The organism is Pseudoalteromonas sp. 78C3, from assembly GCF_002836695.1.
GTDB lineage: Bacteria > Pseudomonadota > Gammaproteobacteria > Enterobacterales > Alteromonadaceae > Pseudoalteromonas > Pseudoalteromonas arctica.
Genome location: NZ_PJAV01000085.1, coordinates 1 through 12,639 on the forward strand (window position 1 = coordinate 1; position 12,639 = coordinate 12,639).

The following is a 12,639-nucleotide window of genomic DNA, read 5'->3' on the forward strand; positions in this document are numbered from 1 at the left end:
ACATGGTGAAAATAAGTAAGCTTATATGAAATGTGTAAAGTAAGCTAAAACTTTGCTCCGCACTCATTAATGCAGATGAATAACCACAGAAGATAAAAACCGAAAATAATATTCCATTTTTTTTGTTTAGTGCCAGCTTAAAAGTAGGCTCTTTATTGCCTATAAAAGAAGTGAGCCCTATAAGGCTCATGCTAAGTAAAAAAGCTATTTGGGTGATACGTTGGTGATTATGATAATCGTAGGAAATTACAGGTATTAAAGGTATTAGCGTACATAGAAAAAACAAGCTGATAAGCGATGATTTTATTATTTTTACTATATTCATAAATGCTGATTCTTACGCATTAAAAAAGCGCCAAATTAGGCGCTTTTAGTAATCAATAAATGATTAAGAATGAGGGCAGCTTTTAGGTGCTAGGGCTTGACCATCTGCAGATGAAATGTCCGATGTTACACATGACCATTCTCCAGCATCACTTCTATTCCAAGTGAGTTTTGCGCCAGCTACTTGTGTTGGTGCACTTAAAATTGCACAAGTAATAGAAGTTGCTGTTGTAGTGATAGTGCAATTTTTAGTCGGGGTGGTTAGGCCTATGTCAGCAACAGGAGGAGCAGTTGCAAGTCCATTGTTTTTTGCTATTTCAAAACCAGTTCTACCAGCTGATATTTCAGCTAAACCAGCAGTTAGTTTAGATGTTGCTTGATAATTTGAGTATGCAGGCAATGCGATTGCAGCAAGAATACCGATGATTGCTACTACAATCATTAATTCAATTAGGGTGAAACCCTGTTGTTTTTGAGTCATTGTTTTCATGTTTCCTCTCCTAAAGGATAGATTTTTGTAACTTAAATCACTTAAGCGGCAAATGCCTCACTTAATTTAACTGATTTACTTTACAGTTTTACTTAAAATTAATTTTATTACACTTTAGCTTTAGAGTATGAAACACAAAAGCCGTATGTGAATTCATTATGTTTAGTACTAACTATAAAAGTTTACTAAGTGCACTACATGTTGTAGCAACAAATAGTATAGGCATAAAGTAAGTAGTTTAGTTGCTTTAGTTTTTAATTATGTCTTTAAAAACTAAAGGTACTAGTTATTTATGACTACCTTTTAAAATAAAATAGTACAACAGAATTAGTCTACCATTTTATTTTAGTATTTAGCACGTATCTTCTTATAAAAAAGCGATTTTATTTAACAAAATGTTACAAAGTAAGCCTTTCGGGTTATTTAATGCTTTTTCACTTAACTTGTCAATCGATTAGCGGTATTAATTGGCAGTTGTTGCTTTAAAATTGTTCAAAACGCATCGATAAATCGATTGATTGTAAGTTTTTTGTTAACGCTCCGCTTGATATAAAATCGACGCCGGCTTGTGAATAAGTTTTGAGCGTTTCTAGGGTCATATTGCCTGAAACCTCTAGTTTTGCGCGCTTATTGGTTAAAATTACAGCTTGCTTAATTTGTTCTACGCTAAAGTTGTCGAGCATTACTATGTCGGCACCTGCCTCAATCGCTTGCTTAAGTTCAGGGAGTGATTCTACTTCTACTTCGACAGGTTTGTTTGGGTGGCTTTGTTTAGCTTGAGCTACGGCTTTGTTTATTGTGCCACAAGCCGCTATATGATTTTCTTTAATTAAAAAAGCATCAAATAAGCCAATGCGATGGTTTGCACCCCCACCACATTTTACCGCGTATTTTTGAAGTGCTCGCAAACCAGGTATGGTTTTGCGTGTGTCGAGTAGTTGCGTAGTTGTGCCGCTTAGCTCTTTTACGTAACGCGCTGTAGTAGTTGCAGTGCCTGATAACGTTTGTACAAAGTTAAGTGCAGTACGTTCGGCAGTTAATATTGAACGAGCTGAACCAATAGCGGTAAATAATGTGCTGTTTGCTTTAACTGCGTCGCCGTCGTTTATTAGTACATTAACCTTAACGCTTGGGTCTACTTGTTTGAATACTTCAAGGATGATGTCTTTTCCACAAAAAATGCAGTCTTCGCGGGTGATTACTTTTGCGTTGGCTTGCTCGCTCTGAGGGATAAGCTGCGCGGTAATATCGCCTGCTTGCGCGGTTTGATAATTTAGATCTTCGTCGAGTGCAAGAGTGACAAGTTGGCTAACTAAAGAGTGCGGGATAGACATAATAAAAGCTCATAAGCGTTAATAAATTAAGCAAATTTTACTATGTTTATAAAAGAAAGAGAAGCGATTGCCTTTTCGCCAATATAAAGATAAGCGCTTGTAGTAAATTCGCACCTACGTGTGGGTTTGAATTATCTGTAGGTGAGGTTTTATACCTCGCTTTTAATTTCAACAGTTACGTTACATGAGCGGATGTAAATTCGCACCTACGTGTGGGTTTGAATTATCTGTAGGTGAGGTTTTATACCTCGTTTTTAATTTCAAAAGTTACGTTACATGAGCGGATGTAAATTCGCACCTACGTGTGGGTTTGAATTATTTGTAGGTGAGGTTTTATACCTCGCTTGTTACTATCATTTTTTTAATAAATCCATTAGCATCAGTGCTATGTATATCTTGATATTTATATAATAAACGTATCATGAAAATAGATTTAAACGGTGTTTTAAGTACTGTAGCGCAGCGGCCTTGTTCGCATTTTGATGAGCGCCCTGATGAGGCTGATATTTCTTTATTGGTGATTCACAATATATCATTGCCAGCAGGGCAGTTTGGTACACCTTTCGTTGATGAATTATTTATGGGTAGCATTGATTGCAATGCTCATCCGAGTTTTAGTGACTTAAATAATTTACGTGTATCGGCCCATTGCTTTATAAAGCGCACCGGTGAGGTTATACAATACGTGCCTTTTGAAAAATGTGCTTGGCATGCTGGGCAATCTGAGTTTGAGGGGGTACCTGCTTGTAATAACTTTAGCATTGGTATTGAGCTTGAAGGTACCGACACCGCTCCATATTCTTTAGCACAGTACAAAACATTAACTATTATTAGTAAATCTATAATGCAACGCTATCCAAAAATTACCCCTTCGCGTATTGTTGGGCATTGCGATATTGCCCCTGGGCGTAAAACAGATCCTGGCAGTAGCTTTAATTGGCCATTGTTTTTTAATATGCTTGAACAACTAAGTTAAGAGAGTTATTCCCATGATTTTAGTTTCTATAATAATTGCATTAATACTAGAGCGCTTAGGCGCTCGGTCTAATTACTGGCAGATAAGTTATTACGCAAATGGTTATTTAAATCGCTCTAATAAATTACTTGGTGATAAGGGCTTATTTAGCTCAGCACCGGGCTTTTTAATTTGGCTTTTACTTCCAGTGATTGCGATGGCACTAATTTATTGTTTATCTGATTTTGTTTTGTGGCAGTTGGGCATTAATATCGCGGTGCTTTTGGTTTGCTTTGGTTGTGCTAAGCAGCGTGCTTTATATAAGTCGTATTTAAATGCGTTAACGCGAGATGACGGTACTGCTGCATCTTTATATGCGTTGCAAATAGGTCAAAAGCGTACTGATGATCAAGATGGTGGCGAAACCTTTGGGCAAATATTGGCGTGGGTAAACTTTAGATTTTACTGTGCGGTTATTTTTTGGTTCGTTGTTTTAGGCGCGCCAGGTGCGGTTTTATATGCACTGGTACGTACTTTAGCTGATTTAGTACGAGAAGATCATAAAGTAATATTTGCTAAGCGTTTTAAACTTATACATAAACTACTGTTCTGGCTCGACTGGTTACCTGCACGCATTACAAGCTTTGGTTATTTAGTAATAGGTAACTTTAATAAAGGCACAAGCTGTTGGCTACGTTACGTACTTAACTTTAAATCTCCAAACCGAGAAGTAGTAACATGTACTGCGTTGGCTGCAGAGCAAGTTGAAAAGCGTTATTACGGCTGTACCTACGAGGCCACTTGTATGATTAAGCTTGTTAAGCGCAATGTATTATTTTACTTAGTACTTATAGCACTACTTACATTATTTGGTGGACTATCGTAGTCGCGATTTTATATCGCGCATTGTGTTTTCGGTTGGGAGATTAGTTGCCAAATGTCGCGGGGTAAACCCGCTGCTACGATATTGCGTAGTCGCGATTTTATATCGCGCATTGTGTTTTTCGGTTGGGAGATTAGTTGCCAAATGTCGCGGGGTAAACCCGCTGCTACGATTGCGTAGTCGCGATTTTATATCGCGCATTGTGTTTTTTGGTTGGGAGATTAGTTGCCAAATGTCGCGGGGTAAACCCGCTGCTACGATATTGCGTAGTCGCGATTTTATATCGCGCATCGTATTTTTCGGTTGGGAGATTAGTTGCCAAATATCGCGGGGTAAACCCGCTGCTACGATATTGCGTAGTCGCGATTTTACATCGCGCATTGTGTTTTTCGGTTGGGAGGTTAGTTGCCAAATGTCGCGGGGTAAACCCGCTGCTACGATATTGCGTAGTCGCGATTTTATATCGCGCATTGTATTTTTCGGTTGGGAGATTAGTTGCCAAATGTCGCGGGGTAAACCCGCTGCTACGAGTTTAGATAAATACTATCCCAATATGGGTAGTCTGCAATATTTTCTATTAAATTTGCACGCAAAGGGTTTGCGACTATGTATCTAGCACAGCTATTTAAGTCTTCGGTATTTCTTATTAAGTGATCATAAAACCCTTTTTGCCAAAGCTTTTGTCTGCCAAATTGTCTATACACCGTGGCTGAGCGTCCTTTGAAGCTTCTAATTACCTCACTTAATGTTGCGCTATCGGATAATTGTAATAACCAATGAATATGGTTTGGCATTATCACGAAAGTATTTGATTTAATCAGTTTCTCTCTTTCTAACCCCCTAATTTCATTGATAATAGCTCTATTAATTATTAAGCTTGTGAATAGGTTGTTTCGCTCATGACAAACCAGTGTAATAGCATAATAGTGGTTTGCTTTTGATACTCTTCCCTTTCGTAATAAATATGAACGATGCATAACATACCCGTATTTTAGTAATCACAGACCCACGAATTTAAAGCATATGCAATTTTTATAAATTTGCGTAGTCGCGATTTTATATCGCGCATTGTGTTTTACGTTTAGGTAATTACTTGCACAATAGTCGCGGGGTAAACCCGCTGCTACGATATTGCGTTGTCGAAATTTTATAGCGCGCATTATGTTTTATATTTAGTTGACTGATCGTGTGTAAATTGCAGCTATTTCTTTGGTACTTTTATCCTGTTATTAATTTCTTTAATAAATTCAACTAGAGTTAACACTCTATTTTTCTGGTCAGACCAATTGTTTTCATCCTATTAACGTTATAACAATTTTTGTAAATTGCGCATTGTTTAATCTTCGTTCAAAATGCGTTACGCTACTTTAATTGCTCAAGTTACCTGTAAATTGACAGCTAATAAGGTTTTTGATACCGTATTGAAAATTTTTGGTATGACCAATTTACCTTTTGGGTAAATCATACTACTCAAAGCCCCGCTTTATGGGCTCTTGGTATTTATACAACGCGGACGTTGATTCATGTCTTTAAAGATCAAAGCAGCAAAGTTATCTGATGTTATTTTACAGCAACTCGAGAACATGATTCTTGAAGGCTCGTTAGCACCAGGTGAAAAGTTGCCACCAGAGCGTGAACTAGCAAAGCAATTTGAAGTGTCTCGCCCGTCACTGCGTGAGGCAATTCAAAAATTAGAAGCGAAAGGTTTAGTTACGCGTCGCCAGGGTGGCGGCACGTTTGTAAAAAATCAGCTCGAAGAAGGGCTTACTGATCCACTTTTTGATTTGATTAGTAAACACCCTGAGTCGCAGTTTGATTTACTTGAATTTCGTCATGCATTAGAAGGGATTGCTGCTTACTACGCGGCACTGCGCGGGACCAGCAACGATTTTAGCAAAGTGAAAGAAAGCTTTGATAAAATTGCCCTAGTTAATGATGATTTACAGCAAAAAGCAAAAGCAATTAATGCATTTCACTTTAGCGTGGCAGAAGCTTCGCATAATGTGGTGTTACTGCATTTAGTAAGAGGCATGAAAGCGCTGCTTGAGCAAAATGTATTGCAAAATTTAACTGTTTTATTAAAAAAGTCAGATATTAGCAGTCAATTAGCCCAACACAGGCGTTTATTAATGGATGCCGTTATTGACGGTAATCCAGAACAAGCCCGTTTAGCAAGTAATGCGCACTTAGCATTTATAGAAGAAGCACTACTTGAAGCAGGCAAAGAACATTCGCGAATTGAACGTAGTTTAAGACGCACTAAACAAAATTAAGTTAGTACATAACTACTTTGAACACACAAATTAAGTAGCTGTGATATTAAATTAACAATATTCGTATTTTAAACATAAGGAAACCTCCATATGTCTGAAGTCAATAAAATTGACGTAGACGCGCTAGAAACACAAGAGTGGTTACAAGCTCTTGAATCAGTTGTGCGCGAAGAAGGTGTTGAACGAGCTCAGTTTTTACTTGAGCAAGTATTAGAGCAAGCCCGTTTAGACGGCGTTGATATGCCAACGGGTATTACCACGAACTACGTTAATACTATTCCTGTAGATCAAGAACCTGCTTACCCGGGTGATGTAAATCTTGAGCGTCGTATTCGTTCAATTATACGTTGGAACGCGATTATGATCGTTCTACGTGCATCTAAAAAAGATCTCGACTTAGGCGGCCATATGGCGTCTTACCAATCATCTGCTGCATTTTATGAAGTGTGTTTTAACCACTTTTTTAAAGCACCAAATGATGTAGACGGTGGTGACTTAGTTTATTACCAAGGTCATATTTCTCCAGGTATTTACGCACGTGCATTTGTTGAAGGTCGTTTATCGGCTGCACAACTAGATAACTTCCGCCAAGAAGTTGATGGCGAAGGCTTACCATCGTACCCTCACCCTAAGTTAATGCCTGAATTTTGGCAGTTCCCTACGGTATCAATGGGCTTAGGTCCTATTTCGTCTATTTACCAAGCACGCTTCTTAAAATACTTAGATGGTCGTGGCTTAAAAGATACTAAAAACCAACGTGTATACGCGTTTTTAGGTGACGGTGAAATGGATGAGCCAGAATCACGCGGTGCAATCTCTTTTGCTGCACGTGAAAAACTAGATAACCTTTGTTACTTAGTTAACTGTAACTTACAGCGTTTAGATGGCCCAGTTATGGGTAACGGTAAAATTATTCAAGAGCTAGAAGGCTTGTTTAAAGGCGCTGGCTGGAACGTAATTAAACTAGTGTGGGGCAGCGGTTGGGATATTCTTCTAGCTAAAGACACAACGGGTAAATTACTACAGTTAATGAACGAAACTGTTGATGGCGATTACCAAACATATAAAGCTAAAGATGGCGCGTACGTACGTGAAAACTTCTTTGGTCGTTACCCAGAAACAGCAGCACTTGTTGCTGACATGACAGATGACGAAATTTTCGCGCTTAAGCGTGGTGGTCATGAGTCATCAAAATTATTTGCTGCATTTAAAAAAGCAGAAGACACGAAAGGCCGTCCAACTGTAATTCTTGCTAAAACTGTAAAAGGTTACGGCATGGGTGAAGCAGCTGAAGGTAAAAACATTGCGCACCAAGTGAAAAAAATGGACATGTCGCATGTTGCGCATTTACGTTCACGCCTTGGTCTTGATGATTTAGTATCTGAAGAGCAACTTGCAGAATTACCTTATTTAGAGCTTGAAGAAGGTTCACCTGAGTATAAATATCTACATGCTCGTCGTGATGAACTTAAAGGTTATACACCTAAGCGTATTCCACGTTTTAGTGAAAAACTTACGTTGCCAGAAGTAGACGCGTTTAAGCCGCTACTTGAAGAACAAAAACGTGATATTTCTACGACTATGGGTTTTGTTCGTGCACTTAATATCTTATTAAAAGATAAAGGCATTGGTAAAAACATCGTACCAATTATTGCCGATGAAGCGCGTACATTTGGTATGGAAGGTTTATTCCGTCAAATCGGTATTTACAATCCGCATGGCCAAAACTATACACCACAGGATCGTGATATTGTTTCTTACTATAAAGAAACTGTATCAGGGCAAGTGCTTCAAGAAGGTATTAATGAGTTAGGTGCAATGTCATCATGGGTTGCTGCTGCAACTTCATACAGCACTAACGATTTACCAATGATCCCGTTCTACATTTACTACTCTATGTTTGGTTTCCAACGCGTTGGTGACATGGCATGGATGGCGGGCGATCAACAAGCACGTGGTTTCTTATTAGGTGCTACTGCGGGTCGTACAACGCTAAATGGTGAAGGCTTGCAACACGAAGATGGTCACAGTCATATTCTTGCTAATACGGTTCCTAACTGTATTTCATATGACCCAACTTACGCGTTTGAAGTAGCTGTTATTGTACAAGACGGTATTCGTCGTATGTACGGTGATGACCAAGAAAATATTTACTACTACCTAACGCTTATGAACGAAAACTACCATCAGCCAGCTATGCCAGAAGGCGCTGAAGAAGGTATTCGTAAGGGTATTTACAAGCTTGAAAGTTACGAAGGTAAAAAAGCCAACGTACAGCTATTAAGCTCAGGTACTATTATGACTGAAGTACGTAAAGCCGCTACGATTCTAAGCGAAGAGTATGGCATTGCGTCTGACGTGTTCTCTGTAACGTCTTTCAACGAATTAACGCGTGAAGGTCAAGATGTTGAACGTTTCAACATGCTTAACCCTGAAAGCGAGCAAAAAACAGCATTCATCACAAGCGTATTAAACGACTCTGTGACTGTTGCAGCAACGGATTACATGAAAAACTACGCAGAACAAGCGCGTTCATTTATTCCAAGCAGCAACTACAAAGTGCTAGGTACAGATGGTTACGGTCGTTCTGATAGCCGTGAAAACCTACGTCGTCACTTTGAAGTTAACGCGGGCTACGTTGTTGTTGCTACGTTATCTGAACTTGCTAAACGCGGTGAAGTTGAGAAGTCAGTAGTTGTTGAAGCACTTAAAAAGTTCAACATCGACACTAACAAACTTAACCCACTGTACGCATAAGAGGTTTGCAATGAGTATTGAAATTAAAGTACCAGATATTGGTGACGATGAAGTAGAAGTAACCGAAATATTAGTAAGCGTTGGCGACAAAGTAGATGTTGACCAATCATTATTAAATGTTGAAGGCGACAAAGCATCAATGGAAATACCTGCTTCGCAAGCGGGTACAGTGAAAGAGATTAAAGTAAACGTTGGCGACACCGTTACAACTGGCTCTTTAGTATTTTTGTTTGAAGGCGAGAGTGAAAGCACTGGTGAAGAAAAAGCATCAGCCGCTGCTCCAGCTAAATCTGAAGAGGCAGCACCTGCTGCTTCTACAGGTTCTTCAACTAAAGAAGTAACCGTACCAGATATTGGCGATGATGAAGTTGAAGTAACTGAAATCATGGTTGCTGTTGGCGACACTGTTTCAGAAGAGCAATCTATCTTAAACGTTGAAGGCGACAAGGCAGCAATGGAAGTACCCGCTCCATTTGCCGGTATAGTTAAAGAAATTAAAGTCGCCGCTGGCGATACAGTTAAAACAGGCTCATTAGTGTTTGTTTTTGAAGTAGCAGGAAGTGAATCTGCAGCACCGGCTAAAGAGTCGGCTCCTGTAGAAGCGCCAGCAGCTAGCTCAACAGCAAATGCAGCACCAAGTACTAAAGAAGTTAATGTACCTGATATTGGTGGCGATGAAGTTGAAGTAACTGAAATTATGGTTGCAGTTGGCGATACGGTTGAAGAAGATCAATCAATCTTAAACGTTGAAGGCGACAAAGCTGCAATGGAAGTACCAGCTCCATTTGCAGGTACAGTTAAAGAAATTAAAGTAGCCGCAGGCGATAAAGTATCGACAGGCTCATTAATTTTTGTATTTGAAGTTGCAGGCAGCGCGCCAGTAGCAGCATCTGCACCCGCTGAAAAATCAGCACCTGCAGCAGCGGCTAAAACTGAGTCGGCACCGGCTCAAGCGGCACCAGCAAAAGCAAGTAATGAAAGCTTCACAGAAAACAGCGCGTATGCTCATGCATCACCTGTTGTTCGCCGTTTAGCGCGTGAGTTTGGTATTAACCTAGCTAACGTTAAAGGCACTGGTCGCAAAGCCCGTATAGTTAAAGAAGACGTGCAAAACTACGTTAAAAACTTAGTTAAGCAAGTTGAGTCTGGTCAATTGTCAGCAGGTAGTAGCGCTGGTGGTAGCGAGCTTGGTCTTATTCCATGGCCTAAAGTTGATTTTACTAAGTTTGGCGAAATTGAAGAGCAAAAGCTGTCTCGTATTCAAAAGCTATCAGGCAAAAACTTACACCGTAACTGGGTACAAATCCCACATGTTACACAGTTTGACGAAGCTGATATCACAAGCCTTGAAGTATTCCGTAAAGAGCAAAATGTGCTTAGCGAGAAGAAAAAGCTGGGTGTTAAAATTACGCCACTTGTGTTTGTAATGAAAGCAGCTGCAAAAGCACTTGCTGAATTTCCAAAATTCAACTCATCGCTTTCTGCAGACGGCGAAAGCTTAATTCTTAAAAAGTACATTAACATTGGTGTTGCAGTTGATACGCCAAACGGTTTAGTTGTACCAGTGTTTAAAGATGTTGATAAAAAAGGCATTATTGAACTATCACGCGAATTAATGGAAGTATCTGTTAAAGCACGTGACGGTAAGCTTACATCGTCTGATATGCAAGGTGGTTGTTTTACTATTTCTAGCCTTGGCGGTATTGGCGGTACGGCATTTACGCCGATTGTTAATGCACCAGAAGTGGCTATTTTAGGTGTGTCTAAATCTGAAATGAAACCTAAATGGAATGGCAAAGAGTTTGAACCAAAACTAATGGTTCCGCTGTCTATGTCATACGACCATAGGGTTATTGACGGAGCACTTGCTGCACGCTTTACTGTGACTCTTGCAAGTTACATGAGCGATATTCGCCAATTGGTGATGTAATCGCTGGACAATGAATAGAATCAAATCCCAGCCAGTTGTTTTTAGCTGGGATTTTTACCATTTGCAATGATACAATCTTTGCACAAATTTGTGAGCTGCTCTCACTTTCTGCCTTGCAGAAACATGGCAGTTAAACTTTAGGGCAGTGTCCCGTTCAAACAATTAAGGTAATAGCATGAGCAACGAATTAAAAACTCAAGTTGTTGTACTAGGCGGTGGTCCTGGTGGTTACTCTGCGGCATTCCGCGCTGCTGACTTGGGCTTAGAAGTTACATTGGTAGAATCTCGTGAAACATTAGGCGGCGTATGTCTTAATGTTGGTTGTATTCCTTCAAAAGCACTTTTACACGTAGCTAAAGTGATTGATGATGCAGCTGAAATGTCATCTCATGGTGTTACTTTTGGCGCACCAAAGATCGATCTTGACCAAGTTCGTACTTGGAAAGATTCTGTAGTTGGCCAGTTAACTGGTGGACTAGAGGGCATGGCTAAAATGCGTAAAGTGAAAGTTGTATCTGGTTACGGCAAATTCACTGGCAGCAATACTTTAGTAGTTGAAGGCGAGAAAGACTCTACAACTATCACGTTTGATAACGCGATTATTGCAGCAGGTTCTAAACCAGTTAACTTACCTTTCATCCCACAAGATGACCGTGTAATTGATTCAACTGGCGCGCTAGAGCTTAAAGATGTACCAGAAAAACTACTTGTACTTGGTGGTGGTATTATCGGTCTTGAAATGGGTACGGTTTACCGTGCACTAGGTTCTGCAATTGATGTTGTAGAATTTGCTGACCAATTAGTTCCAGCAGCTGATAAAGACATTATCAAAATTTACCAAAAATACGTAAGCAAAAAATTCAACGTAATGCTTTCAACTAAAGTTGTTGGTGTTGAAGCTAAAAAAGATGGCTTATACGTAACGTTTGAAGGTAAAAACGCACCAGCAGAACCTGTACGTTACGACAAAGTGCTTGTTGCAGTTGGCCGTACTCCAAACGGTAACTTACTTGATGCTGAAAAAGCGGGCGTAAACGTTGATGAGCGTGGCTTTATTAATGTTGATAAGCAGTTACGTACTAACGTAAGCCATATTTTTGCAATTGGTGACTTAGTTGGCCAGCCTATGCTTGCGCATAAAGCGGTTCATGAAGGTCATGTTGCTGCAGAAGTTATTTCTGGTCAGAAGCATTTCTTCGACCCTAAATGTATTCCTTCGATTGCGTATACTGACCCAGAAATCGCTTGGGTAGGTGTTACTGAGAAAGAAGCAAAAGAGCAAGGCCTAAAAATTGAAACTGCGGTATTCCCGTGGGCAGCATCTGGCCGTGCTATTGCATCATCTCGTACTGAAGGTTCTACTAAACTTATTTTTGATAAAGAAAGTGGCCGTATAATCGGTGGTGCTATGATCGGTATTAACGCGGGCGAAATGCTTGGCGAAATCGGTTTAGGTATTGAAATGGGTGCTGATGGTGAAGACTTAGCGCTTACTATTCATGCTCACCCTACATTGAATGAATCAATCGGCCTTGCAGCTGAAATTTTTGAAGGTTCGATCACTGACTTACCAAACAAAAAAGCAGTTAAAAAGAAGTAATTTAACTTTTTAGCATTTGTTTGAAAAACCCAACTTCGGTTGGGTTTTTTTATGCCTGGTTTTTAATTTAAGAGATGTTGAATTAATTCAATG

Annotated in this window: 9 protein-coding genes and 1 pseudogene; 6 read left to right on the plus strand and 4 right to left on the minus strand. The window is 39.7% G+C overall.

Translation table 11 applies throughout. The features are described from left to right. The 3 genes and pseudogenes from CXF76_RS20770 to nadC all read right to left on the minus strand — a co-directional run. Positions 1-325: pseudogene (locus CXF76_RS20770) on the minus strand (O-antigen ligase family protein); the annotation flags it as partial. Positions 326-388: 63 nt separating this feature from the next. Then, the gene (locus tag CXF76_RS01865) at positions 389-814 is read right to left on the minus strand and encodes a pilin (RefSeq protein ID WP_101162926.1); all 426 of its coding nucleotides are present in this window, start codon (positions 812-814) and stop codon (positions 389-391) included. Positions 815-1,296: 482 nt separating this feature from the next. Further along, positions 1,297-2,148: a carboxylating nicotinate-nucleotide diphosphorylase gene (gene nadC / locus CXF76_RS01870; protein WP_101162927.1), complete on the minus strand. Its 852-nt coding sequence runs from the start codon at positions 2,146-2,148 to the stop codon at positions 1,297-1,299. Between the two features lie 421 nt (positions 2,149-2,569). Between nadC and ampD the strand changes: the two genes are divergently transcribed. After that, positions 2,570-3,124, plus strand: coding sequence for a 1,6-anhydro-N-acetylmuramyl-L-alanine amidase AmpD (gene ampD, locus CXF76_RS01875; RefSeq protein ID WP_101162928.1), 555 nt, complete (start codon positions 2,570-2,572; stop codon positions 3,122-3,124). A gap of 13 nt (positions 3,125-3,137) precedes the next feature. Further along, the gene (gene ampE, locus CXF76_RS01880; RefSeq protein WP_101162929.1) at positions 3,138-3,989 is read left to right on the plus strand and encodes a beta-lactamase regulator AmpE; all 852 of its coding nucleotides are present in this window, start codon (positions 3,138-3,140) and stop codon (positions 3,987-3,989) included. 521 nt (positions 3,990-4,510) lie between these two features. On the opposite strand, the gene CXF76_RS01890 is transcribed toward ampE, so the two are convergent. Further along, a complete protein-coding gene (locus CXF76_RS01890; protein ID WP_101162931.1) occupies positions 4,511-4,963 on the minus strand; it encodes an REP-associated tyrosine transposase in 453 nt (150 codons plus the stop codon). Positions 4,964-5,509: 546 nt separating this feature from the next. Between CXF76_RS01890 and pdhR the strand changes: the two genes are divergently transcribed. The 4 genes from pdhR to lpdA all read left to right on the plus strand — a co-directional run bounded on the left by pdhR (position 5,510) and on the right by lpdA (position 12,546). Further along, positions 5,510-6,259, plus strand: a complete 750-nt coding sequence (gene pdhR, locus CXF76_RS01895) for a pyruvate dehydrogenase complex transcriptional repressor PdhR (RefSeq protein ID WP_007586129.1) — start codon at positions 5,510-5,512, stop codon at positions 6,257-6,259. Between the two features lie 90 nt (positions 6,260-6,349). Then, complete coding sequence (gene aceE, locus CXF76_RS01900; RefSeq protein WP_101162932.1) at positions 6,350-9,016, plus strand: pyruvate dehydrogenase (acetyl-transferring), homodimeric type; 2,667 nt, start codon at positions 6,350-6,352, stop codon at positions 9,014-9,016. Between the two features lie 10 nt (positions 9,017-9,026). Beyond that, positions 9,027-10,946: a pyruvate dehydrogenase complex dihydrolipoyllysine-residue acetyltransferase gene (gene aceF / locus CXF76_RS01905; RefSeq protein WP_101162933.1), complete on the plus strand. Its 1,920-nt coding sequence runs from the start codon at positions 9,027-9,029 to the stop codon at positions 10,944-10,946. Between the two features lie 175 nt (positions 10,947-11,121). Further along, positions 11,122-12,546: a dihydrolipoyl dehydrogenase gene (gene lpdA / locus CXF76_RS01910; protein WP_007586124.1), complete on the plus strand. Its 1,425-nt coding sequence runs from the start codon at positions 11,122-11,124 to the stop codon at positions 12,544-12,546. Positions 12,547-12,639: the final 93 nt, after the last annotated feature.

Excerpts from the sequence above, each read along its gene's own strand:
- CXF76_RS01865 (WP_101162926.1), bottom strand. The coding sequence starts at position 814 with ATGAAAACAATGACTCAAAAACAACAGGGTTTCACCCTAATTGAATTA.
- nadC (WP_101162927.1), bottom strand. The coding sequence starts at position 2,148 with ATGTCTATCCCGCACTCTTTAGTTAGCCAACTTGTCACTCTTGCACTC.
- ampD (WP_101162928.1), top strand. The coding sequence starts at position 2,570 with ATGAAAATAGATTTAAACGGTGTTTTAAGTACTGTAGCGCAGCGGCCT.
- ampE (WP_101162929.1), top strand. The coding sequence starts at position 3,138 with ATGATTTTAGTTTCTATAATAATTGCATTAATACTAGAGCGCTTAGGC.
- CXF76_RS01890 (WP_101162931.1), bottom strand. The coding sequence starts at position 4,963 with ATGCATCGTTCATATTTATTACGAAAGGGAAGAGTATCAAAAGCAAAC.
- pdhR (WP_007586129.1), top strand. The coding sequence starts at position 5,510 with ATGTCTTTAAAGATCAAAGCAGCAAAGTTATCTGATGTTATTTTACAG.
- aceE (WP_101162932.1), top strand. The coding sequence starts at position 6,350 with ATGTCTGAAGTCAATAAAATTGACGTAGACGCGCTAGAAACACAAGAG.
- aceF (WP_101162933.1), top strand. The coding sequence starts at position 9,027 with ATGAGTATTGAAATTAAAGTACCAGATATTGGTGACGATGAAGTAGAA.
- lpdA (WP_007586124.1), top strand. The coding sequence starts at position 11,122 with ATGAGCAACGAATTAAAAACTCAAGTTGTTGTACTAGGCGGTGGTCCT.